At 65.5% G+C, this 22,332-nt stretch carries 29 protein-coding genes and 2 tRNA genes; 21 read left to right on the forward strand and 10 right to left on the reverse strand.

From position 1 onward, the window contains the following. Positions 1–109 precede the first annotated feature (109 nt). Both ACFM35_RS00895 and ACFM35_RS00900 read left to right on the forward strand, forming a co-directional pair. The gene (locus ACFM35_RS00895; protein ID WP_378837189.1) at positions 110–277 is read left to right on the forward strand and encodes a hypothetical protein; all 168 of its coding nucleotides are present in this window, start codon (positions 110–112) and stop codon (positions 275–277) included. Positions 278–347: 70 nt separating this feature from the next. Further along, on the forward strand, positions 348–656 hold the full coding sequence (locus tag ACFM35_RS00900; RefSeq protein WP_378837191.1) for a hypothetical protein: 309 nt from the start codon (positions 348–350) through the stop codon (positions 654–656). A 61-nt stretch (positions 657–717) separates the two neighbouring features. Here the strand turns inward: ACFM35_RS00900 and ACFM35_RS00905 are convergent, their stop codons facing one another. Further along, complete coding sequence (locus tag ACFM35_RS00905; protein WP_378837193.1) at positions 718–1,245, reverse strand: hypothetical protein; 528 nt, start codon at positions 1,243–1,245, stop codon at positions 718–720. Positions 1,246–1,682: 437 nt separating this feature from the next. Between ACFM35_RS00905 and ACFM35_RS00910 the strand changes: the two genes are divergently transcribed. Continuing rightward, the gene (locus tag ACFM35_RS00910; RefSeq protein ID WP_378837195.1) at positions 1,683–2,195 is read left to right on the forward strand and encodes a helix-turn-helix domain-containing protein; all 513 of its coding nucleotides are present in this window, start codon (positions 1,683–1,685) and stop codon (positions 2,193–2,195) included. A gap of 792 nt (positions 2,196–2,987) precedes the next feature. Here ACFM35_RS00910 and ACFM35_RS00915 read toward each other — a convergent pair. Next, entirely contained in the window at positions 2,988–3,428 is a 441-nt protein-coding gene (locus ACFM35_RS00915; RefSeq protein WP_378837197.1) for a hypothetical protein, read from the reverse strand. A gap of 163 nt (positions 3,429–3,591) precedes the next feature. Here ACFM35_RS00915 and ACFM35_RS00920 point away from each other — a divergent pair, with 163 nt between their 5' ends. From ACFM35_RS00920 to ACFM35_RS00950, 7 genes are all read left to right on the forward strand, one after another. After that, complete coding sequence (locus ACFM35_RS00920; protein WP_378837199.1) at positions 3,592–4,566, forward strand: hypothetical protein; 975 nt, start codon at positions 3,592–3,594, stop codon at positions 4,564–4,566. Beyond that, the gene (locus tag ACFM35_RS00925) at positions 4,566–5,369 is read left to right on the forward strand and encodes an inositol monophosphatase family protein (protein ID WP_378837201.1); all 804 of its coding nucleotides are present in this window, start codon (positions 4,566–4,568) and stop codon (positions 5,367–5,369) included. The genes ACFM35_RS00920 and ACFM35_RS00925 overlap by 1 nt, the downstream gene beginning before the upstream one ends. Before the next feature lie 188 nt (positions 5,370–5,557). Further along, positions 5,558–6,661 (forward strand): M23 family metallopeptidase, encoded by a 1,104-nt coding sequence (locus tag ACFM35_RS00930; RefSeq protein ID WP_378837203.1) that lies wholly within the window; start codon positions 5,558–5,560, stop codon positions 6,659–6,661. 64 nt (positions 6,662–6,725) lie between these two features. Next, positions 6,726–6,797: transfer RNA gene (locus ACFM35_RS00935), tRNA-Thr, on the forward strand. Between the two features lie 35 nt (positions 6,798–6,832). After that, positions 6,833–6,906 (forward strand) — tRNA-Met (locus tag ACFM35_RS00940). A gap of 61 nt (positions 6,907–6,967) precedes the next feature. After that, positions 6,968–7,240, forward strand: a complete 273-nt coding sequence (locus ACFM35_RS00945) for a YegP family protein (RefSeq protein ID WP_378837206.1) — start codon at positions 6,968–6,970, stop codon at positions 7,238–7,240. A 17-nt stretch (positions 7,241–7,257) separates the two neighbouring features. Continuing rightward, positions 7,258–7,710 carry a DUF1801 domain-containing protein gene (locus ACFM35_RS00950; RefSeq protein ID WP_378837208.1) on the forward strand — a complete coding sequence of 151 codons (453 nt, stop codon included), beginning with the start codon at positions 7,258–7,260 and terminating at the stop codon, positions 7,708–7,710. Between the two features lie 228 nt (positions 7,711–7,938). On the opposite strand, the gene ACFM35_RS00955 is transcribed toward ACFM35_RS00950, so the two are convergent. Continuing rightward, complete coding sequence (locus ACFM35_RS00955) at positions 7,939–8,385, reverse strand: VOC family protein (protein ID WP_378837211.1); 447 nt, start codon at positions 8,383–8,385, stop codon at positions 7,939–7,941. Between the two features lie 127 nt (positions 8,386–8,512). On the opposite strand from ACFM35_RS00955, the gene ACFM35_RS00960 reads away from it, so the two are divergent. The 3 genes from ACFM35_RS00960 (at position 8,513) to ACFM35_RS00970 (ending at position 11,712) form a co-directional block, all read left to right on the forward strand. Continuing rightward, positions 8,513–9,463, forward strand: a complete 951-nt coding sequence (locus ACFM35_RS00960; RefSeq protein ID WP_378837213.1) for an ABC transporter ATP-binding protein — start codon at positions 8,513–8,515, stop codon at positions 9,461–9,463. Beyond that, a complete protein-coding gene (locus tag ACFM35_RS00965) occupies positions 9,460–11,079 on the forward strand; it encodes an ABC transporter permease (protein ID WP_378837215.1) in 1,620 nt (539 codons plus the stop codon). Before ACFM35_RS00960 ends, ACFM35_RS00965 begins: the two co-directional genes overlap by 4 nt. A 114-nt stretch (positions 11,080–11,193) precedes the next feature. Next, positions 11,194–11,712, forward strand: a complete 519-nt coding sequence (locus ACFM35_RS00970; RefSeq protein WP_378837217.1) for a GNAT family N-acetyltransferase — start codon at positions 11,194–11,196, stop codon at positions 11,710–11,712. 37 nt (positions 11,713–11,749) lie between these two features. Here ACFM35_RS00970 and ACFM35_RS00975 read toward each other — a convergent pair whose 3' ends face one another. Then, positions 11,750–12,226 (reverse strand): MarR family winged helix-turn-helix transcriptional regulator, encoded by a 477-nt coding sequence (locus ACFM35_RS00975; RefSeq protein ID WP_378837220.1) that lies wholly within the window; start codon positions 12,224–12,226, stop codon positions 11,750–11,752. A 72-nt stretch (positions 12,227–12,298) separates the two neighbouring features. Between ACFM35_RS00975 and ACFM35_RS00980 the strand changes: the two genes are divergently transcribed. After that, positions 12,299–12,760: an SgcJ/EcaC family oxidoreductase gene (locus tag ACFM35_RS00980; RefSeq protein ID WP_378838602.1), complete on the forward strand. Its 462-nt coding sequence runs from the start codon at positions 12,299–12,301 to the stop codon at positions 12,758–12,760. Beyond that, positions 12,757–13,293 carry a hypothetical protein gene (locus ACFM35_RS00985; RefSeq protein ID WP_378837223.1) on the forward strand — a complete coding sequence of 179 codons (537 nt, stop codon included), beginning with the start codon at positions 12,757–12,759 and terminating at the stop codon, positions 13,291–13,293. Before ACFM35_RS00980 ends, ACFM35_RS00985 begins: the two co-directional genes overlap by 4 nt. A 146-nt stretch (positions 13,294–13,439) precedes the next feature. Here the strand turns inward: ACFM35_RS00985 and ACFM35_RS00990 are convergent, their stop codons facing one another. Beyond that, on the reverse strand, positions 13,440–13,910 hold the full coding sequence (locus tag ACFM35_RS00990; protein WP_378837225.1) for a hemerythrin domain-containing protein: 471 nt from the start codon (positions 13,908–13,910) through the stop codon (positions 13,440–13,442). A gap of 566 nt (positions 13,911–14,476) precedes the next feature. Here ACFM35_RS00990 and ACFM35_RS00995 point away from each other — a divergent pair. Both ACFM35_RS00995 and arr read left to right on the forward strand, forming a co-directional pair. After that, positions 14,477–15,331: an NAD(P)/FAD-dependent oxidoreductase gene (locus ACFM35_RS00995; RefSeq protein WP_378837227.1), complete on the forward strand. Its 855-nt coding sequence runs from the start codon at positions 14,477–14,479 to the stop codon at positions 15,329–15,331. A gap of 640 nt (positions 15,332–15,971) precedes the next feature. Beyond that, on the forward strand, positions 15,972–16,433 hold the full coding sequence (arr, locus tag ACFM35_RS01000) for an NAD(+)--rifampin ADP-ribosyltransferase (protein WP_378837230.1): 462 nt from the start codon (positions 15,972–15,974) through the stop codon (positions 16,431–16,433). Positions 16,434–16,762: 329 nt separating this feature from the next. On the opposite strand, the gene ACFM35_RS01005 is transcribed toward arr, so the two are convergent. Together ACFM35_RS01005 and ACFM35_RS01010 are read right to left on the reverse strand one after the other, a co-directional pair. Then, positions 16,763–17,209 (reverse strand): MarR family winged helix-turn-helix transcriptional regulator, encoded by a 447-nt coding sequence (locus tag ACFM35_RS01005; RefSeq protein WP_378837232.1) that lies wholly within the window; start codon positions 17,207–17,209, stop codon positions 16,763–16,765. Continuing rightward, positions 17,206–17,589 carry a hypothetical protein gene (locus ACFM35_RS01010; protein ID WP_378837235.1) on the reverse strand — a complete coding sequence of 128 codons (384 nt, stop codon included), beginning with the start codon at positions 17,587–17,589 and terminating at the stop codon, positions 17,206–17,208. Before ACFM35_RS01010 ends, ACFM35_RS01005 begins: the two co-directional genes overlap by 4 nt. Positions 17,590–17,753: 164 nt before the next feature. On the opposite strand from ACFM35_RS01010, the gene ACFM35_RS01015 reads away from it, so the two are divergent. Continuing rightward, positions 17,754–18,557: an aspartyl protease family protein gene (locus tag ACFM35_RS01015; RefSeq protein WP_378837237.1), complete on the forward strand. Its 804-nt coding sequence runs from the start codon at positions 17,754–17,756 to the stop codon at positions 18,555–18,557. Between the two features lie 364 nt (positions 18,558–18,921). After that, a complete protein-coding gene (locus tag ACFM35_RS01020; RefSeq protein WP_378837240.1) occupies positions 18,922–19,518 on the forward strand; it encodes a GNAT family N-acetyltransferase in 597 nt (198 codons plus the stop codon). Positions 19,519–19,670: 152 nt separating this feature from the next. On the opposite strand, the gene ACFM35_RS01025 is transcribed toward ACFM35_RS01020, so the two are convergent. Beyond that, a complete protein-coding gene (locus ACFM35_RS01025) occupies positions 19,671–20,270 on the reverse strand; it encodes a winged helix-turn-helix transcriptional regulator (protein ID WP_378837242.1) in 600 nt (199 codons plus the stop codon). Between the two features lies 1 nt (position 20,271). Between ACFM35_RS01025 and ACFM35_RS01030 the strand changes: the two genes are divergently transcribed. Next, a complete protein-coding gene (locus tag ACFM35_RS01030) occupies positions 20,272–20,418 on the forward strand; it encodes a hypothetical protein (RefSeq protein WP_378837244.1) in 147 nt (48 codons plus the stop codon). Continuing rightward, positions 20,415–21,311: an alpha/beta fold hydrolase gene (locus tag ACFM35_RS01035; RefSeq protein ID WP_378837246.1), complete on the forward strand. Its 897-nt coding sequence runs from the start codon at positions 20,415–20,417 to the stop codon at positions 21,309–21,311. The genes ACFM35_RS01030 and ACFM35_RS01035 overlap by 4 nt, the downstream gene beginning before the upstream one ends. A 203-nt stretch (positions 21,312–21,514) precedes the next feature. Here ACFM35_RS01035 and ACFM35_RS01040 read toward each other — a convergent pair whose 3' ends face one another. Next, the gene (locus tag ACFM35_RS01040) at positions 21,515–21,802 is read right to left on the reverse strand and encodes a DUF4287 domain-containing protein (RefSeq protein WP_378837249.1); all 288 of its coding nucleotides are present in this window, start codon (positions 21,800–21,802) and stop codon (positions 21,515–21,517) included. A 118-nt stretch (positions 21,803–21,920) separates the two neighbouring features. Further along, positions 21,921–22,322 (reverse strand): cupin domain-containing protein, encoded by a 402-nt coding sequence (locus ACFM35_RS01045; RefSeq protein WP_378837251.1) that lies wholly within the window; start codon positions 22,320–22,322, stop codon positions 21,921–21,923. Positions 22,323–22,332 lie beyond the last annotated feature (10 nt).

The following is a 22,332-nucleotide window of genomic DNA, read 5'->3' on the forward strand; positions in this document are numbered from 1 at the left end:
GCGGCCTTGGAGATCCGCGTATATGTGGGGTTGTTGGGGAGGGGATCTGATCCCTTATCAGCGGCCCACGAGGCTCGCATGGCGTGACGCGCCTCGGTAGGCTCCCGCCATGAGCGATGGATTCGACGCAGCGGCGCAGCCCCACTGCCCCGAATGCGGCACGGTCATGCAGGACATCCCAGGCGGAGTCGCGTGTAACTCCTGCAAGGTCGTGCTGTCGTCGGCGCGCGTGGTGGTGCCTCAGCCGTTCGAGGGTCCGTCGATCCACGGTGGGTGAGGCGCGCGGAGTCGTGGCCATGTCGGTGGTCCTCGCGTAGCCTGATCCCCTCGGCCGGGGAAGGGGAACCGTGGCCGAACCGCACTGGCATCCGCTGTACGCAGCGCGCGAGCTGGAGCCGGGCGTCTGGGTGCTCACCGACGCTCAGGACCGCGAATACGGGCGTATCGAGATCCGCCGCGTGACGGCTGGTGTAGTGCGTTACCGCTGCGCTTATCGGGGTGAGCTGCTGGGCTGGTCCACCACGTTGCGGCTGGCCTGCGAGCGCGTGCACCGCGCTTTCATCTCGTCCCACGGCCCCGTCCCGTTCGCAGGCTATCCGGCGATGGATGGCCACATCCCGAAAAGCCGGGAAGCGAGCGCTGCCCACGAGACGTGATGTGGCCGGATCGGCTCAGACCTTGATCGCTGACGGAGGCAGTCGGTGCCCGTTCACGCGATCACTTTGTACGAGTCACAGTGCATGCCGAGCGTGTGAACTCTATGCCTAGGGGGAGATCTTGGGCCGCCGCGGGTTCTCCTAGGCTCCACCTGGTCTTCAGGCCACCCAGACTGCCGCTCGCTTCTCCGGTGTCGACGCTCGCGACGAGGACCCCAGAGAGCACGTCGTCACGGAACCAGCTGGGGTTTTCCTCCCCTTCGCGAAGAATCCGGAGGAACTCAGCATCGTCGAGCTCTGAGAGCGGAGGCAAGGACCGCACGACGGCCACTCGTTCTACCTTTCGACCGCGCGCGTTGATCGGACTCGCGCCGTCAAGCCCGTACACATAGGAGATTGCAGTGACGTCGACTGCGAGGAAGAGCTTTGGGGCGGCTTGGTCCTCACTGAGTCGGCAGTCCCGAGGCGATGACACGACAACGGGGGTGTCAAAGTCAGCGAAGAGCACTGATCCCATGAACATCACACCAGACACGAGCGTTCCTAGCGCCGTGACGATGGCCAAACCGATAACCCATCCGCTCAGCACGCGTACTTTGTGGCGGTGCACATCTTCTGGTACCCAACGCATCGGGCTTGGCGTGTTGATCACTGTCACTCCCTCTGCGTACGCGATGCAAAATTGTCTCGAACACGAACCCGCGCCGCTCCTAACACGCCAGATCGTCACGCAGTCGTGACTCTCGCGTGGGGGGGCGCTTTGAAGCCCCGAGCGGACGCACTATCCGGGAACACGCGGGCGGGTGTCCTATCTCGCGCGTATCCTGGGCTCAGTCAGTGGCGGGTTCCACGGCGGCACATCATCATCTTGTGCCCCGTGCACGCGCCCGGGGCACCCCAACACGAGGCGGACCCCTTGGCGCTGGACCTAGCCCCCCAAAGTCATCACCTTGCTCGCGGGCTGCCGAGTCTCGCTCGCGGTCCGCGAGCGCGCGATATGACCGACGCGACAGAGCTGCTGTTCTCATGACCGACGACACCCCCGCGAGGCCTCATGCACGCGGCAGGACAGCGGTAGATGAGCACACTCGCGCTCGGGTTCGCAAGCTCGCCCGCGAGGGCATGAGCCGCAACGTCATCGCTCGCGAGACCGGACTGGCGTCCTCCACGGTGTCGCGTATCTGCAAGGCCGCGGGCATCCCGTTCGACCGCGCGCAAACGATGGCCGCCACCGAGGCCAGGGTGATCGATCTCCGAGCCGAGCGAGCCCGCCTGGCTGAGCGCGCCGTCCTGAAGGCTCACGAGCTGCTGGACCGGATGGACGCAGAGCACGAGGTGATCCACTGGGACAAAGACGGGGTGCTCCACCGAGCCACCATCTCCCACCCCACGTCGGGCGATGTGAAGAACTACTGGATCAGTCTGGGCATCGCCACCGATAAGCACCTGGCGCTCATCCGGCACGACTCGGACGACAAAGACCTGCCCGCCGTGGACCAGTGGCTCGCGTGGGTCACGGCCGGGGCAACCTCGGCCTAGGTCGGTCGTAGTCGTGGCGTTCCTGGCGTGGCAGCCTGGTGCTCGCTAACCTCTGAGGCAACCACTGGGGAGGGGTTATGCAGATCGATCCACGTCGCGGACGACTTTTACCGCGCACCACGTCGGCGCTCTGGCACGCGCGACGAGCACTCAATGAGCAGGCGCAGCGCCCGCCGTATGGCTCTCAGGAATTCAACGACTACCTGCCTTGGGTGCTTGATCGCATTGACAACGTCAGGCGCATCCTCGACAGGGAAACTACGGAGATGGCGTCGCGGTCTTCAGAGCATAGGAAGTGGTGGGAGGAGGCGTTCCACGACCCTGACTTATCGGCTGTGCGGCGTGCGCGCGGCATCGAGGTCAAGGAGTGGAGGCGGGTCACAGCCGAGCACGCCGTCGCACTGAACGGGTGCGATATCCGTGGCTTCTCTGGCAGCACAACAGACGAGCACGGGCGCGAGGAGGTTTTCGGCGTCGCCTACGTGAGCAACGTGCAGCCTGGTACACGCATTAGGCACGAATTCACGACACAACCGTGGGCGGGGGAGCCAGTGCTGCCGACGCTAGCTCGCGTCCTCGACAGGCTAGAAGACGAGATTGTGCCTACGGCGCTGAAGTTCACCGAGAGCTGGGGTCCGGCAGAGGAAGCGGGGCAACCTCTCGGTCCCTCGCCCCGCATCGATCACGCAGCGTTTGATCCTCGTGCATGGTGTTTGGCGGTCACGCCCCCGGTGGGCTACACGCTGGCCTGGACCTTCACAACGTCGCAGCCGGGCGAGGAGCCAGAGCACCCTAGGAACGTGCCACCGCTCTCATTGCGCTGAGCCTCGCGAGGTTCGGCCCCACCGGCACAAGCTCGATGAGCCCCGTCGCCTTATTGACGAGCGCCGCAGGCTGGCCGACGAGCGCAGCCGATTCGTCGCCGTCCACGATCTGCGCCCGCGGCCCCCGCAGCACGTGCCACGCCTCCGCATCCTCGAACCCGTCACGGTCCACCACCATGTCCGGCTCAGCCTCAGCAACGATCTGACGGGCCTCCTCGAACGTCACCCCAGGGAGCCCCGGCAGCGGCGCGTGGGTGGCGTGTAGACGGCTGGAGCGCCAGGCTGCGCGCACTCCCAAGACGACCCCGAAGAGAGCCCACCGGAGGCCGCTCGCCCGGTCCATTTGGAAAACGCGCGCGGGCACATTGCGGGCACGCGATGCCGGAGGACGGAGGATAGGATCGGCCATCTGGTCAGCCTTTCGGTAGCTGCTCCCCTCTGAATAGGAGGAGACAGGACGAGTGAGGATGACCGGGGACAGCGAGGGGCCATGATTGTAACTCAGCTGTCATCGACTTCGGGGGTTCGAATCCCTCACTCGCCACCAGAAATTCGCCCGATCAGGAGCGATTATGACTACTCCCGAACCTCCGCGTGACGTACCGACTCGAGGCGCCGCCGGCCCGCAGCTGCAGCGGGCGGCCATCTGGGTGGCCATCGGTGCGCTGATCGCTGCGGCCCTCCTCTGCGTCGTGTGGGTGCTGGTGGGTTCGACGGGCGACATCATCGGTCGTGCGTTCTCGACGATCCTCCTGCTGGCGGCGTTCGCCGGTGCGGCGATCCTCGACGTCCACCTCGCCCCGAGGCGTCCCGGGTGGCTCGCGCTCGCCAGCATGGTCGGCTGGGTGGCGATCCTCGTCATCGGTGCCGTGATGATCTGGCTGCCGGACACCCGCTCCGGCCTCGGGTTCGTCCGTTTCGTCGAGTTCCTGCTCATCGTGCTCATCGTGCAGCTCGCACTGCTGCACGTCACGCTGTTCGCGAAGGCGGTCCGCCGCAACCCCACGACCTTCGTCCGCGTCATCGCCGGCATCACCGTGGCACTCGTCGGGCTGCTCGCGCTGATGCTGGTCCTGTCGCTCATGCTCAATGAGTTCATCGACTTCCGCGGGTGGTACTGGCGTCTCGTTGTGGCGATCACGATCCTCGCGGCGGTCGGGACCGCGCTCATCCCCCTCATGAACCTGCTGCTCGCCCCCCGCAAGGCCCGCCCGGCGGGCCCGGGCACGGTGGGTGGCCCGTACCCGTCGGCCGCGGCATCCGCTCGTCCTGCACCGTTCCCTCCGCAGGCGCCGCCCGTGTTCGCCGGATCGTCGTCATCGCTCGAGCCGCAGGCGCACGTGCAGCCGCTGCCCTGGCCGATGTTCGCCGACGGTCGGACGCCGCTGCCCGTGATGCCCGACGGCTCGCCTGATTGGGGTGCGTTCTACACCGGTCGCATGAGCCCCGGTGCCCGTCCGCCGGGTGCTCCCGCTGCTCCGCCCGCGCCGCCCACCCCGCACGGGCAGGGCTACCCGCCCGCACCGCCGCTGCCGCCGACCCGCTGATGACGGACGACGACCGACAGCTGGCCGAACTCGCCATCGACATCGCACGGGAGGCGGGTGAGCTCGCTCGCCGTCGGCGCGCGGAGGGCGTCTCGATCGCGGCGACCAAGTCAGCCATCGCCGACATCGTCACCGAGGCCGATCGCGAGGTCGAGGCGCTGATCCGTGCGCGTCTCGCTGCTGAACGGCCCGACGACGGCTTCGTGGGGGAGGAGTCGGAGGCGGAGGTCGGGCGAAGCGGCACGACCTGGATCGTCGATCCCATCGACGGCACCGTGAACTACGCCTACGGCATCCCCTCGTATGCCGTCAGCATCGCCGCAGTCGCGGGCGAGCCCGACCCGCAGAGCTGGGTCGCCCTCGCCGGAGTGGTCTTCAGTCCCGCGAACGGCGAGCTCTTCCATGCGGTGAAGGGTGTCGGGGCGTGGCTCGGCTCGGACCGTCTTGCCGTGAATGCCGAGCTCTCGCCCGCGGGCGCGCTGCTGGCCACGGGTTTCGGGTACGACCCGGCGACGCACGCGGGCGACCTCGCCCGCGTGGCCAGAGTGATGCCGCTCGCCCGAGATCTGCGACGCATCGGGTCGGCGGCGCTCGATCTCGCCTTCGTCGCATCGGGGCGTCTCGACGGATACTTCGAGCGCGGACTGAAACCCTGGGATCACGCCGCCGGTGCCCTGCTCGTCGAAGAAGCGGGCGGAGTCGTGGGCGGTCTCCCCGGGGCGAGAGCCGACAACGCGATGATCATCGCGAGCGGCCCTGCGCTCTTCGACCGGCTGCAGGCTGCCGCCGCGGGTCCGGAATGACGAGCGGCGGTGCTCTGAGGGATGTCGTCCGGGCCGATCGTGCAAAGGCCCGTGCACGTGACTCCCAGGATGTTACCGGTAGTGTTTACCTGATCGTTATCTTCGCCCGAACGGCAGAATGATCGACAGCTCCATGTTCCACCCCGTCGCACCCCCCGGGCGACTCGATCTGAAAGCCTTCCTGCGTCTTGACTTTCGACCCCTCATCGGCTGCTGATCTCGCGCCCACGCGACGCTCCAGCCGTGCACTTCCCACGGGTTCGCAGGCCACCTCCGACGTCCGTCGCGACGAGCCACTGCGCACCCCTCCACACGTCGACATCGATCCGTCGACCAGTCGCCGTGCGCGACGTGCCGCCCAGTCGACCGGGTCGACACCGGCAGCGTCGTCCGCTCCGTCAGTCGACGAGTTCGAGATCGCGGCGCGCCTGTTCTCCTTCACCGGTGAGAACCCCGTGATCGCGGGCCCCGCAGCCGACACGTCGCCCGTCCGGGTCGCCGCCGGCCAGAAGACGGCGGCCGCATCGCAAAAGGCGTCACGCCGTCCGAAGGTCGCGGGGCATTCGTTCAAGCGCATGACCGCGGCATCCTTCTCCGTCGGTGTCATGGGCATCGTCGGTCTCCTCGCCGTCGGGATGACCACCCCCGCGCAGGCCGTCGCCTCGTCCTCGGGGTCGCTCGACACGACGTCCGCGATGCTCGCACAGCCCGCCGGTGACGTGCCGGCCACCTCGAACGAGATCCAGGCGTATGTCGCGCCATCGCAGACGCAGAACGTCGGCGTCGATCGCTCCGAGAGTTATCAGACGGGGACGCTCGTCGAGATGGCGGGTGTCGCGGGCATCAGTCAGACCTCGAGCTCGGTCTTCACCGCCGACCCCAACTGCCCCATCCAGTGGCCGTTCGCCGTGGGTGTGCCGATGAGCTACGGCTTCGGCATGCGCTCGGGCACGCTGCACGAAGGCATCGACTTCACGCCGGGCGAGGGTGCGCACATCCAGGCCATCGCCGACGGGGTCGTGCGCATCTCGACCGATGACGGGGGAGCCTACGGCGTGACCATCGTGATCGACCACGTCATCGACGGACAGCTGGTGTCGAGCCGCTACGCGCACATGATCTACGGGTCGCGCCAGGTTCAGGTCGGCGACAAGGTCTCGGTCGGCGAGTTCATCGGCCAGACCGGTGACACGGGTCGTTCCTTCGGGGCGCACACGCACTTCGAGATCGAGCCCGGTGGCGGCACCGCGATCGATCCGCTTCCGTGGCTGCAGGCGCACGCGACCTGCTGACCCGATTCAAGGGGACGCCGCCGCTCTGGTAGTCTCTTCTAGTTGCCTGGGCTCGCTCGGGTGCGCTCCGATAGCTCAGTGGTAGAGCACTTCCTTGGTAAGGAAGAGGTCGACAGTTCAATCCTGTCTCGGGGCTCGAAGCCTCCGGTCCCTCGGGAACGGATGCCTCGCGGCGGGGTAGCTCAGTTGGTGAGAGCGCACGACTCATAATCGTGAGGTCGCGGGTTCAAGCCCCGCTCCCGCTACGCAAACCCCCGGAATCCCGCCAGATTCTGGGGGTTTCTTCGTCTCGGGGAGTCTCGGCTGGTGCCACGGTCGAGAGCATCGGAGGCGTGCCCGGGCATCCGCTGCACCCTCCATGACCAGACGGGCGCCCTCCGTGCCGCGCGATCCTTCGAGCTCGGCGCGGCGACCGCGAGGTACGAGATCTACGCGGACGCGGGTGGCAGCTATCGGTGGCGGGCCTGGCGTGGCAGCGATAAAGTCGCGGCATCCGGAGAAGCGTTCGCGTCGAAAAGAAACGCCGAACGGTCGGCCGACAACGTCCGGCTCAACGCAGGAGACGCCACCGGCGTGTGAGCACAGTGAGGTGGGAGATGGCAGGTACCGGGGAGGACGGCGAGCGAACGCAGCTCCCGCAAGCGATGACGGGTCGAGCGAGTCCCGCAAAAGCAGCTGTCGGGGACAAGCCGGTCTTCGCCTACATCGCCAGTCTTCCCGAGCCTCAACGCAGCGTCGTCCAGGCCGTAGACGCTTTAGCCGCCGCGACCTTGCCCAACCTCTACAGAGCCGTGAAGTGGGGAATGGCGTACTACGGCGTCGGCGAGGGCTGGTGCTTCAGCTGCGGAGGTTTTGCGTCTGACGTAAAGCTCATGTTCGTCAATGGCGCGACCCTGCTCGAGCCCGTACCTCCCGTGACGCCCGTGGGAATGGGCAAAGCAACACGAGGCGTCGAACTGCAGACCCTGGACGATATCGACAGCGTCCAAATCGCCGGGTGGATGAGGCAGATCACCTCCGTGCCCGGCGTCGGCGGCAGCAGGCGCTGAACCCCACCGCCGATCCCGAGGATCTGCTCGTCTCGTTACAGCCCACCTTCGACAGGCGCCACAGCCACCCACGCGATTGACGGAGCCGCGCCGAGGCGGGGGATTGTAGGACACCTAGAAAGTTCAACGTGGCAGTGATGTTCGAACCTTCATATCAACCGAGGATTCGAACGCTCGCGGCGAACCCATCGATCCCTCCGCTTGACAGCAACGTATCCGTTCGACTCTTCAGCGCTTGTCGACTGATTGTTGCGGCGAATTGCACATGAACTCGAGGCGGATGCCGTTCTCGTCCTCCATGAAGGAGGCGTAATAGCGATCGTTGAACCGCGGATACAATTTCGGCTCGCGCACCGTCGTCCAGCCTGCTCCCACCGCAATCGCGTGCAGGCGATCGACCTCATCTCGGGAGTCGACGGCGAAGGCCAGATGTTGCCAACCGACCCGGCCGGTCCGGTGCGGCCCGGTGCCCACCTCCCGCGCGGGAAACAGGATCAGCTCCTCTTCACCCTTGTACCAGGACACCGACTGTTCTGCATCCTGCCGAGTGCATCCGAGCGCCCTCATGACGGGGTCGAATTGAGCGGATGATCGGGTCAGATCTTCGACGGTGAATCCGAGGTGATCGAAAAGAGGCACCCTGACATCCTGCGGGTTCGCATCGAGAGTGAGCAAGACGACCGCAGCCGAGGACGGTTAACCGGACGGCAAGACCTGTTCCCTAGCCACGGTCGCGGCGGTAACCTCAGCGATCGACCGAAGCCATTCCCAAGTCCACGAAACGGGCGTAGCGTCACTCGCCGTGGCGACACACACGAACACGAACACGGGCGCTGTGGTCCAGACGCGCAGCCTGAAAAAGCGCTACGGCCGCGGCCGGGCGCTCGACGGGCTCGATCTGTCCGTCGAAAAGGGACAGATCCACGGATTCCTCGGCCCGAACGGCGCCGGCAAATCCACAACCATCCGCATCTTGTTGGGGCTTGCGCGAGCGACGTCGGGCGAGGCATCCGTCTTCGGTCTTCATCCCTGGCGCGACGCGACGCAGATCCACCGCCGCATCGCCTCCATCCCCGGCGATGTGAGCGTCTGGCCGAACCTCTCCGGTGGTGAGGCGATCGACCTGCTCGCGCGGCTTCGGGGAGCGGGCCGGCACGACGCGGCCTATCGTGATGAGAAAGCGCGCCTGCTCGAGGCGTTCCAGTTCGACCCCCGCAAGAAGGGGCGCGCGTACTCGAAGGGCAACCGCCAGAAGGTCGCGCTGATCGCGGCATTCGCGGTGCCGGCCGACCTGTACATCCTCGACGAGCCGACGAGCGGGCTCGATCCGCTGATGGAGGTCATGTTCCGGCGCGAAATCGTGCGGGTTCGGGATGCCGGTGCGACGGTGCTCCTCTCCAGCCACATCCTCTCCGAGGTCGAGCAACTCTGCGACCGAGTCTCGATCATCCGCGCCGGCCGCGTCGTCGAGTCGGGCACGCTCGCCGACCTCCGGCACCTGACGCGCACCGAGATCTCGTTCGCGGGATCCGACGTGGCGGCGGCCGCCGGAATTCCCGGTGCACACGATGTGGCGCAGGAAGAGGGCCGCGTGCGCTTCACGGTCGACTCGTATGCGGTGAACGACGCCCTTCCCGAGCTCGCTGCACGCAACGTGCAGGCCCTGCACATCGCGCCACCGTCGCTCGAGGAACTGTTCCTGCGGCACTACGGAGACACGACGGGACCTGAAGCGGAACCGGTCGGGACGTGAACACGCTCGGCCCGCTGCTCGCCCAGCGTCTTCGACGCGACTGGGTGCAGGTGCTGCTGTGGTCGGTCGGGGCCGCCCTGCTGGCCTACGCGGCGTATGCCGGGGTGGCGCAGTCCTACGGCACCGAGCAGGACCGCACCTCACTGTTGGCGGCGGCGATCGCCAACCCGGTCATCCTGTTGTTCCGGGGGCTGCCGTCCGGGGCGGACGAAAGCGCCTTCATGCTCTTCCTCATCTTCCCGTGGCTGGCGATTCTCGCCGCCTTCATGAACACCTTCCTCGCCGTGCGCCACACGCGTATGGACGAAGAGCTCGGGCGCTCCGAACTGGTTTCGGCGACTCCGGCCGGACGCATGATTCCGCTCGCAGCCACGATCCTCCACGGCATCCTCGCCAATCTGGTGCTCGCGCTCCTGACAGCGCTCGCGCTGCTCGCGACCGGCGCGGACGCCACCGGTGCCCTGATTTCAGGCGCGGCCGTCGGTGCCGTCGGCATCTCGTTCCTCGGAGTCGGCCTTCTCGCGGGGCAGCTGATCCGCACGTCCCGCGGCGCGAACTCCCTGGCGGTCTGGGTGATCGTCGTGACGTTCCTCTTCGGCGGCATCGGCAACGCGCTCGGCAGTCCGAGCGCTGACCTTCAGCGGATGCAGAGCTCGTGGCTGACCTGGCTGTCGCCCTTCGGCTGGGGCGAGAACGTCCGTCCCTTCGCCGACGACAACCCGTGGCCGATCCTGCTGTGCCTGGCGTTCGGCGGCGCGCTGATCGGCGTGACGGTGATTCTTCAGAGTTCCCGCGACCTCGATCAGAGCTTCATCCCCGAACGCGCGGGCCGCGCGGATGCCCGCGCCGGGCTGCGCTCGCCCAGCGCTCTGGTCATGCGTCTGACGGCCGGAGCCGTGATCGGCTGGTCGATCGGCGGGCTGCTCACCGGCATCCTGTCGACATCGCTCGCGTCGGTGGTCGAATCCGTCAGCGCCGACAACCCCGCCATCGATCAGGTTCTGACCGCGATCGGCGGCAGCGCAGACCTCGCGCAGGCGACCGTCTCGGTGTTCTTCACGATGTTGGGGGTGCTGGCCGCCTGCTGCGCCGTGCAGATCGTCTGCCGCGCGCGCCAAGAGGAGGCCGCAGGGCGAGCGGAGCCGATCCGCGCGGCTCCGGTCGGTCGCGTTCGATGGTTGGGGGACTACCTCGTGGTGGCGCTCGCGGGCATCGTTCTCGTGATCGGTGCCGGGGCAGCCGGCGCTGCGGTCGGGATCGCGTCGCAGAGCGGCGAGTGGTCCCTCATGCAGGATGTCGGCGTCACCGGCGGCGGCCAGGTGGCCGCGGCATCCGTCTTCCTCGTGCTCACCGCGTTGGTCTTCGTACTCGCGCCGCGCGCGACGATCATCATCGGCTGGTCGCTCGTTGTGATCGGAATGATCCTGGGACTGTTCGGACCCCTCTTCGGCCTGCCGGACTGGCTGGTGCACCTCGCCCCGGTCGGCGTCGCACCCGAGATGACCCCCGACGGTGTGGACGTGCGTGGACTGTGGTGGCTGCTGCTCACGGTGGTCGTCGGCGGAGCGGCATCCCTCATCCTCATGCGGCGGCGTGAGCTCGCCACCGACGGGTGAACTTTTTCGTCCAGGGATCCGACCCGGCCCGCGAGGCACCGCCTACTTAGTCGTTCTCGTTCTGCCGCTATAACACGACGTAGTTCGGGCGGATGCACCGAGCAAAATGTGTTCATGTCAACTATCGCAATCAGGCCCTGGTCGGACGAGGACTTGCCTCTCCTGCTGGTGGGCAATGCGCCAGCCATGACGGAACACTTGGGTGGTCCGGAGTCTGACTCCGACGTCGAGAACAGACATCTCCGATACCTCGACCACTGGGCGACAGGTACCGCGCGGATGTTCGCCGTGACTGACGGCGACTTTGCCGTTGCGGCGATCGGCTGGTGGTCGACGACCTGGCGGGGCGATGACGTTTACGAGACCGGCTGGTTCGTCGTGCCTGAAGCCCAGGGAAGGGGCGTCGCCCAACAAACTCTAGAGCTGGTGGTCCGCGATGCGGTCGAGAACGGTCACAGGGGGCTGCTCACAGCTTTTCCGTCGGTGGACAACGGCCCCTTTAACGCGCTGTGTCGCAAGGTAGGTTTTGCGCTCGACGGGACCGCTGACTTTCCCTTCCGGGGAACGACGCTCACGGTCAACGTGTGGGCGATCGACCTCGCCGAGCTACGACGGGAACGCAGGAACCCATGATTGCGAGGCGCCGCCCACGATCCCGGAAGCAAAGCCTTCAGCGCCGGCTGTCTTGGTGTGTGGGTCCGAGGCGCGCGGTTTCGTCTCGGAGGATGTGGACCATTCGCTGCAGATAGTTTGTGATTGCGGCCTGCTCGGTGTCGCTGTAGTCCCCGATCGCCGCTCCCAGTGCCATGCCGAGGTGGGCGAACGCGTCCGTGAGTTCGGGATTGTTCGTCGTCGTCGCTCGGATGATTGCTCGTCGTCGGTCCCGAGAGTCGGTCTCCCGCTCGATGTGACCGCCCGCAGCAAGTCGGGTGATGACGTTGGTGATGCCGGCTCCGGTCAGACCCGTGAGCTGCGCGAGTTCTGAGGCGCTGAACGGACCCTCCGATTCAATCAACTCCAGCGTCTTGAGGTCGCCGGCGGAGAGCCCCACCCGCGCCGCGACGGCTTGGTGGAACAGGACCACGGCGGTGCTGAGTTGCCGGCCGAGATCATCACGACGAGGAGCGGTGCCTGACTCGGTTGACATCTGATTCCCTAAAGCTTAGATTCGCCGTAGTAATTGCTACGTTCGATCTAAGTAAATCAGGAGAGACCGATGATGGTGGAAGGCACAGCGGCAAGCCGTGAAGAGCAAGCGATCAGGACGATGCGCGCGCTCGAGAATGCCTGGGCGGCAGGTGACGCCGACGCCTACGGCCTACTTCATTCCCAGACAGCGACGTATGTCGCTTTCGATGGCACGGTGATGACCGGAAGCGCGGAGATCGCTGACGGTCACCGGGCGTTGTTCGCGGGAATCATGAAGGGGTCGCATCTGCTGACCGTCGACCGCACGCTGCGTCTCGTGGGCGAGGACACGGTCTTCGTGGTGCAGCGAGCCGGCATCCTGATGTCCTGGCAGCGACACAGAACCCGCCCGTCCCGCAAACGGGTGTCCACCAACACGACTCTGCTTCGACTCATCGACGGGACCTGGGTGGTGGAGGGGTTCCAGAACACGCGCTACCGCCCGTGGTCCAAGACGCTTATCGGGCGCATGATGACGCGTGCAGCTAAGTGAGCTGGCTATTGGGCCAACTCGCCGCCGGCCTCCGCGTGACTGGAGCGGCGTCCGTCGCCTACCTCGGCAGCGTGATCCTGCTCGCGACCGCTCTTGTCCCGGCCACCCTGCGCACCGTGCAACTGTTCACGCGCAACGACAACGGCTGGTTGGAAGTGATCGTCGAATTGCTCCGCATCGTTCTGGTCGTGGCGATGATCGCGCTCGGACGCAATTGGAGTGCCACGGACGTCTTCGCCGGTAGTCAGTGGGCGGCTGTCGGCCGTGACATCAGCCACGCGTGGCGAAGCGGTTGGGCCGGCATACTGTTGCAACTCACGGTCGTGACCGCCCTGGCCCTCATTTTTAACGCCGCCTTCGAATACGCCGTCACGGTCGATCGGACGACCACACTCCTTGCCGCACTGAACGTCGACCCCGCCTACGCGCACCGCACCACCGACGCTGTGACCTTCGCTGTGAAGAACCTCATCGTCATACCGGTCTACCTGATGGCCATGATGCAGGCCCTCCACATCACCGGCACTCGGTGACCCCCGGCAGCCCAAGCCTGGCCGACCGCGCGCAGCCTCACCGACTACGTGGGGTGCGTGTCGTCGCGAGACGGCACAGTTCGCTCTGTCACATCGCGCCCCGCGGGCCGCCCTCACCGGGTCCGCCTACGGGACGCCGGCTCGGTTCACAACGGGCCGAGGACGTCTTCCACTTCGGCGTGCAGTTGCAGACTTTCTAGGACGGTGAGCAATTGCCGTTCTTCGTAGCGGAAGTGGTTCTCCATGATGGCGGCTACGCCTTCCAGGTGCCGTTCGAGCTCCACCGGTGGAGCGGCCCGATCCAGGGCGTCACGGAGTCCACTGAGAAGGTGGCCGATCATCGAGTGGTCCCGCTCAAGGGCGCGCAGTGATGGTCCTAGATCTGGGTGCGCTGTCTCGATCGCCGGAAACAGGGCACGGTCCTCACCGCGATGGTGCCCGTCGAGAGCAGCGCAGAAACCATGGCAGAAGAGCAGGAGGTCGCGACCGGCCTTCTCAGCGTGGTCGCCCTCGCGCACCGCTTGTTGCGCGACACCGAGCGCGTCTCGGAGTCGCTGATGCACGGTACGCAATTCGGTGCTCCAGGCGAGAAGCCTGGTCGTGTCGCCCTCAGTCAAGCGACGACGAAGGGGCTGATGCGAGCATCCACGATCCTTCGGTTCGGCGCCTCCATGCCCGAGACGGACTGTCACCGGCACGCGACGCTCACACCAGCCTACTCAGAGCCACGGTGGCCCAAAGCTTCCGCAGGGGCGGACGCATACCCATCCCTCTGTGATTCAAATATCCGTCGTGCGGAGGATGTGTGGGCGCCGGGAGCGAGCTTGGCTGAGGAGGGAGGTATCGAGATGCAAAGCGAGTGGGCAGCGAAAATGTTCGGTGACCGGGAAGATCCGAGGGTGCGATTGCAGTCGTTGTTCGGAGGACAGCTTCCGAAAGGGGGGCAGCCGCCGCAAGCCTCCCTTGAGTGGGCTCACGGCGTCGTCGGGCGTGAGGGCGGCTTCGACCGGGACGTCGTCAAGGTGACACGCATGCTCCGCAGGGCGGAGCGACGGCTGACTCTGAAGAGCGCTGCGTTCCTCGCCAGGCATGTGGTCGAGCTGGCCTAGGGCGTGTTGCTGAAGCCTGATGGGCGCTCTTGGGGTGTCTGTTTGCTGTGGACGCGTCCGGCCAGAATGGTTGCGTGATTCTTCAGTATCAGGCGGCAATCATCGGTGGCGGTCCCGCGGGGCTGCAGGCGGCGCTCACCCTCGGTCGGATGCACGTCGAGACGCTCGTGTTCGACGATGTGCGCTACCGGAATGTGTCGTCGTCTCAAATGGGCAATGTGCTCGGGTGGGACGGGGCCGCACCGGCGGCCTTGCGGTCCGCTGCGCACTCTGAACTCGCTGCTTACCCGTGTGTGCGGATCGTCCAGCAGCGCGTGGACTCGGTTCGAGAGGAGGGGTCGGGGCTGGTGCTTGTCACGTCGGATTCTGAGTGGAGCGTCGAACGCCTCCTCATCGCCAGCGGCGTAGAAGATGCCCTACTGCCCATTCCCGGGGTCCACGAACTCTGGGGTGATGTCGTGCTGCCGTGTCCGTACTGCCACGGTCACGAGTTCGCGTCCGGCCCCATCGCGGTGATCTCCGACGGGAGCCACGCCGAGCACGTGGGGGGCCTCTTGCGTGGGCTGTCCTCTACCGTTCCGGTCATAGCACCCGAGAGTGTTGCGGCAGTGACCCGTTCAGTAGCGGGAGTGAGGATCATGCTGCACGATGGCGGGGTCACCGAGGCTGCATGCGTGTTCATCCCACCAAACCCGATTCCGCGATCCACGCTTGCAAACGATCTTGGTATCCGCTCCGGCCGGGATGGTATCGAGGTCGATGCCCTCGGGCGAACGAACCGCGTCGGCGTCTGGGCGGCCGGCGACGTGGCAAAGCGAGCCGATCCCAGGATTCCGGCCGCCATCATCACCGCCCTGGCCTCAGGGCTGGCCGCGGCCGCCGATATTGCCGCCTCCGTCGCCATCGCTCGTGATCTCCCAGGATCCTAGCGAGTGCTACTGAAGCTGCCTTCCAGCCAGTGGGGTGTCGCGGCAAAGGCTAAGTGCGGCGTGGTAGTTACGGGCGGTCTTGTCTGATCGCATCGCGATGTCCCGCGACTGCTTGAGCTGCCCGAGGCAGCGCTCGACGACGCTTCTTCCTGCGGTGAGCGATTCCGCCATCACCCGGTCCGGCCGGGACCTGGGCCGACCGCGTTAACCCGACACCCGGATTTGTGCAAGGGTGACCTGCATCCAAGAGGTGTCCGAGCTGTGACCCGGCGTCAGCAAGAACGCCAAGGGACGCCCTTTTCCGTCGCAGACCAGATGGTTCTTCGTCGTCAGTCCGCCACGAGCGGCCGATTGACCTGTGGAAACAGGGGGACCGATCACAGCCGCACCTCATCGGGAACCACATCACGCGACATCCATCAAGGCTGGCTCGGAACCATTCGGGCCAGGTTTAGCAACACGCCCTAGTCGCCTCACCCACTTCGCATTCAACCGCCGCCGGCGAATCGGCTACCGGTCCGCGTCGTAGCGAAACTCGACTGCATCGTCGTCGTAACGCGCACGCCTGCGACGGCCGTGCTCCGCCATTTCCAGGATATGGCGCGGAGGGGGTCTTGCTGCAAGGGCCCAGTGTCGTGGCATGATCGCAGGCCCGAATGCGTCTACGGAAGGAGCTCAGGTGTCAGTAGCGAACGAGACGGGCCCGTTCTTCCACGGCACCGTGGCGGACTTGCAGGTGGGCGACATGCTCACAGCCGGTCACCGCTCGAACTACCGTCCAGAGATCGTGATGAACCACGTCTACTTCACCGCGGTCGCCGACGGCGCCGGCCTGGCCGCGGAGATCGCCTCCGAGCTCGGTGGCGGCGTTGCGGCTCCCCGGGTCTACGTGGTCGAGCCCACCGGGATGTTCGAGGATGACCCGAACGTGACCGACAAGAAGTTCCCCGGAAATCCCACCCGTTCGTACCGGAGCCTTCACCCACTGCGGATCGTGGGTGAAATCACCGAGTGGACCCGATTGTCGCCCGACCAGTTGCAGACGTGGCGGCAACGGCTATCGGTGCTCCTCTCAAGTGAGGGAGGGCACATCATCAACTAGCCCAGCCAGAGCGGATCCGGCTTGCGGCTCAGGTAGCTCTCGTCCGCGCCTTCATGCTCGGTGCGACCGACGCCCGTGACGAAGATGTAGAGGCGCACGCGCCGTCGCAGACGTCAGTAGCGGCGATGTCCGCCGCTACTGACAAGCCGAACTGGCGGCCGGCGCTAGCGGCACCGAGGGAAGCCTCTGTCCCACTGCCCGATGGGATGACCATGGTCCAGATCCACGCCCATAGCTTGGAGTACCTGATGCCAACGGTACGGCGGAAGTTGCGAGACCGGTCCGTTCGCGGACCCGTGACAGGGCGCCTCAGTGGGTCGGATCGGAGGTCAGTGTTGGTCAAGTCGGGTAGACGTCGCGACCAGACGGCTCATGGCCTGCGCGAAAGCAGTTCGCTCGACGTTCGTCCACTCTGCCGTGAGGCTGCGGTACACCTCGTCCTGCCAGGCGTGAGCTGCTGCAAGGAGTTGGTGTCCAGCGGCGGTCAAGGCCGCGGTGCGTCGTCGTCGGTCAGAGGGCGAGACGTTGAGGGTGAGGTAGCCGGCATCGGCCGCGTGCGAAAGGAGCCGCGAGGCGTTCGACTGATCCAGCCCCAGCTCCCTCGCGACGTCGTTGACAGCGGGATGGTCGTGGTCCTGCATTAGTGCGTGGACGGCCTCCACCGCGAGAACATCGCGGCCCCGAGCTGCGCGTTCCTCTGCACCGATGCCGTCCCAGCGTCGGGACCAGTGCCGAACGAAGGAGAAGAGCGCCTGGCCGGCGCCGGCCTCGCTCATTCGGTCGCTGCCAGCTCGGTGTAGAGATAGGCGAACTCCAGAGCCGGCCTCAAGGCCGGGAACCGGAGCGCTGCCGACACGCGGCCACCACTCGCGCGAAACAGTGTCGCCAGACGGGTGGACGATGAATCCTCCGGCCATCGCGCGTCCTGTTCGACGACGATCACTCGCTGCGTGATCGGGTGGAACGACCGTGGATGCAAGGTGATGCCGGACCGGGTGACCCACTCCACGAATCCCTCATCGGTGATCGGCCCGGCGCCCTTCGGCCCGTTGATGACTATCGGATTCGTCACGGTGCCGAGGGCTGCCGCGAGATCCTTCCGGTTCACCGCGTCGTGCCAGCGGGCAATGGCTGCCTCTGATTCCTCCGCGCTCATAGCATCAATTGTATGCGATACGCATGCAATATGTCGTCAATCTATCCGTCGTCGGCCGTCCGTCAGGGGATCCGATAACGGCACCCAACCGCGGTGGTAGTCGCATGTCCCGGAGCGCCCTTGTGCTGTTTCCGTGTGCTGTGTTGCGGACCTATGGTGTCGGTGTGGGCATCGCTGTGGGCTTGAATCTTGACCCGGATCCCGATGTCGCGGAAGCGATTGTCGTATCCGTCCTGGTAGACGTTGACGGTGTTCATCAACGTCTGATCGTCGATACCGGGGGAGCGCAGAGCGCTCTCGCGGCGGGCGAACTCAGCCGGAAGTTGCAGAGCGCGCCGGCCCGATCAGATGCGGGTCGGGGAGTCTTCGGAGGCAACCGTCGGCCCGACCGGGTGGTGGCGGAGATGATGGCGATCGGCGGTCTGCGGATCGCTCGACCACGTTTCGATGTCGAGGCTCTGCCCGGTGCGCCATCTCTTCTCGGGCTCGACGTCTTGGGCGAGCATCGACTCGACTTCCTCTTCTCCGCGGCGGTCCTCGAGTTCGATGGCGAAGGCGTTGTAGATCACCGTCGCGATCTGGTCCAGTCTTCGCGGCGGCACCCCTACGTGACGGCGAATTGGGGTGACATCGCGGCGAACGCCATCTGGGATTCCGGAGCAAGCATCAGCATCGTTGACCGTGCTTTCGCTCGACGGCACAGCGGACTCTTCCGCCCGGAGGGCAACTCGTCGGGAATCGACGCCAGCGGCGTCGAGTCGAACATCGAGATGGTTCGGATGGCCGGCCTGACAGTGGGCGGGCGGACCTTCACCCCCACGATTGCCGGTATCGCCGATATTGCCGGGATCGAACATGCCGGGGATCCGCCGTTTGACCTCATCCTCGGCATGCCGGTCCTCCGACAAGCGGACTGGGCGTTGGATCTCGCCGACGGCTGGTGGGGATACCGCGATCAGACCAGATGACCACGAGCACATCGGACCGGCAACGGTAGGTCCGCAGAACCTGGAGGCGTGCTTCTTGCCGATCCCGCCACCCACCGACTGGCTCAGAGCCGGCGAAACCCTTGCCAAGCAACTCCAGATTGAACTCTCTGGCATCGCGGAGGTTAGACCCGAGTTCCTGATCTGATCACACGCCTCGTCGCCGCGTCCGCACTTCGGCGTCGTCTGGCAGAGATTGAAACCACCTGCGACTGGGTCCGTCTCGTGGCGTGAAGATAGAGACATGTCGCGAGCTCAGGACGGTAGACCTCGCTCGGTCTCGCCTCCGGCGAAGCAGCTCGCAGGCGCGGCCAGGAGCGGACGGGCAAGTTCGAAGCCCGAACGCATGTCGCTTGACGATCCACGGCGCAACATCCCGGCCGGCCTGAAAACCGACGAGTTCCTGTTGCGGCCGATCCTGGCTTCGGACGCAGCGCGTGATCACGAGGCGGTCATGGAAACACGCGTCGATCTGCGGGTGTGGGAGCAGTCGAGCTGGCCGGAGGACGACTTCACCGTCGAGGCTAATCGCGAAGACCTCGCCAATCTCGAGCAACGCCACCTGGAGCGGCGTGCGTTCACCTACACCGTGCTCGCCCCGGACGAGACCGACTGTCTCGGCTGCGTCTACGTCTTCCCCACCACCGCGACGTTCCTCGCAAAAGCCACCGTGACCCCCGTCGCAGCAAATCCCGTGTGGACGGAGATCGACGCCGTCATCTACTTCTGGGTCCGACAGTCGCGGATCGCTTCCGACATGGACACACGACTCCTCGAGGCGATGAGGACCTGGTTCGACGAGAGATGGGAACTGACGCGGACGGTATTCGTCACCAACCAACAGTTCGAGCATCAAGTTCGCCTACTCGAGTCCGCCAGGTTGCATCTTCAGTTCGAGCTGCGCGAGCCGAGCAAGCCCGGCACCTACCTCGTCTACGGATGAATCCCACCTCACACACGCTCGCGACGCACGAAGGATTGCAATTGAGCGTCGGCCACCGCGACAGCGTTGTCCCGTTGGTGGATCAGCTACCGGGCGGCACCAGCTCTATGCAATGTCGTCGTTCCAAGTCGGCGAGACGGGTCGGTTGCGTTTCACTGCCGCTTGAGAGCGATGGGCGTCGAGGTTGCATCTATGTGGGCGACCTTCTCAGTTGTGCGGACTGTCGTTTCTGCAGGGTCGTAATCGGGGTAGCCCGGACCTCGACGGAAACCAGTGTCTTCGGGGCGGACCAGCTCGCCGCAATGCGAGCAGGCGATCGTCGCGTCGAAGTCATGACCGCATGTGGCGTGCTCGAAGATCAGTGGATCCTCGTCCGGGCCGAGAGTATGCGCGCGACCCCAGGTCGCCATGGCGAGCAAGACGGGGAACGCGTCTTGACCCTTCACTGTGAGGAGGTACTCGTACCGGGGTGGGTGCAACTGGTACGGGGCCCGCTCGAGGAGACCTTCGTCGACGAGGGTGGTCAGCCGATCCGTCAGGATGTTGCGGCCGATGCCCAGGGCCTCCTGTAGCTGGTCGAAACGACGGTTGCCGTAGAACGCCTCCCGCAGGATCAAAAGGTTCCAGGCGTCACCGAAGATGACGCTGGCGCGGGCGATGGTGCATGGCCAGGTCGACGTGTCAGTGCGCTTCATGACTTCTCCGGCTTCTCTCGCCAGGCTCGCAAAGTGCCGGACGGGGTTGCGTTCCATTATGCAACTCGCCTACAGTTCGATCAAGTTGCTTGACGCAACTCACTCGATGAAAGGAACCGCCATGACCATGCACCAGGTCGTTACCCCCGAGAGAATGATCGACGCCACCCAGGTCGCCAACCTCATCGTCAGAAGCCTCGCGTGAGCGGCCTGACGACTCGAGTCGCCGAGTGGGCGGCCACCGGCCGATGGGAGACCGTCAACGGGCACCGGATCTTCGTCCGCCGCACCGGCGGCGACGGGCCTCTGGTCGTTCTCTTCCACGGCTACCCGTCCAGCAGCTACGACTGGCGGGGCATTCTCCCCGCCCTCGAGTCGACGGGAGCATCGGTCCTCGCGTTTGACTTCCTCGGCTTCGGACTCTCCGACAAGCCCACCGACGTCGTCTACTCGCTCAAAACGCAAGCCGACATCGTCGAAACACTCATCGCCGGCCAGCCGGCACTACTCATCGCCCACGACCTGGGCGACTCCGTCGCGACCGAGCTGATGGCCCGCGACATCGACCGAAGCCTCACCTTCATACTGAACGGGGTGATGATGACGAACAGCTCCGTCGTCATCGGAAAAGCGAACCTGACTGCCGCGCAGAAGCTTCTCCGCGGCCGATGGGGACCACTCCTCGCGCGACTGATATCACCGAAGGTCATCCGGAAGCAGCTCGCTGGGGTGTTCTCCGCCGAGCACCCGCTCACGAAAGACGAGGGCGACGACCAGTGGTCGTTACTCGCCTACAACGGCGGAGACAAAATCATCGACAAGCTCAGCTACTTCAACCGTGAACGCGTCGAGCTCGCAGATCGGTGGGAGGGCGCAATTCGAAATTGGCCGGGCCGCCTCAGCGTCGGCTGGGGAGGACAGGACCACATTTCTGGCGAACCCGTCCTGAACGCCATCATTAGCCTCAACCCACGGGCCGACGTGACCCGTTGGCCCGAACTCGGTCACTTCCCGCAGATCGAAGACCCGACGGCGGTAGGTCGTCTGGCCGTCACGTTCACTGAAACTAAACCGCCTGGCTCTTCTTCCGACTCCTGACGACGTCGATCGACCGCTCGGAAACGCGTCCGAACTTGGAGACTGTGCCTGCTGGCGGAAGGGCGATGGCTGAGCAGGAGCTGTGATGTCACCTGACGAGCGCTCGACCGACAGTAGATCAGCTCAACAGATCATTCCCAGAAGCGGATCCCTCTGCGGGCTGTAGGGCCCGCCCACCGCGCCCGCCGCACGGGGTGGCCGGGTCATGGCTTGCTTGCGATGCCGTCCAGCCACAGCGTCTCGGACTCGTCGCGGTGGGTACCGGTTGTCCCGACGTGTTTGGTCGGAACGACCGGCCCGTTCTTGATGACTGACACGAGGGCCATCGCGTGGCCACGGCCCAATCCGTAGTCGTCGGCGAGCCACGCGATCACCTCCTGAGCCTTGACGGAGGGCCCGTCGAATCCGCGCTTCTCGGCGAGGTCCAGCAGCTGGCGAGGCGTGAGGCCGGTCTTTTTTTCGATGGCGTCGAGGTAGGCCTGGAATGACATGTCTTCCTTCTTCGGTTCGAGCTTAATTTGGTCCGGAACGGCACCCGAGGGCGAGTGATTCATAGGGTGCGGAAAGCGGGGAGCTAGGCGGGTCATCGTCCTACGACGCCCTTCGTGTTCAACCATTCGCACCTTCGGCGTCGTCGTGGTCCTCCTGCAGAATCACCGGGGAGTCGTGCATGCACACGATCCGCAGCACACTGTCGCCGGTATTGCGGAAGCCGTGCCAGACCTGCGCTTGTACGACCGCGGTGTCACCGGTGCGCGCGATGTATTGCTCAGCGCCGATCGCGATGGTCGCCTCTCCCTCGAGCACGGTCCACGTCTCGGTGTACGGATGCCGGTGCAACCCGGGCCCCATGCCGGGATCGTTCGTGACGAGGAAGAACGAGACGCCCGAGCCGTAGGCGACACCTTCGAATTTGAGCGTGCGCGACCCGGAGATGCGGATTCGGTCTGCCGGCACAAGACCGCGATTGCCGAATTCGATCGGATGCTGATCCCTTGCGATGGTGTCCACAGAAGCGACT

The sequence above is a fragment of the Microbacterium songi genome (assembly GCF_042747925.1).
Taxonomy (GTDB): Bacteria; Actinomycetota; Actinomycetes; order Actinomycetales; family Microbacteriaceae; genus Microbacterium.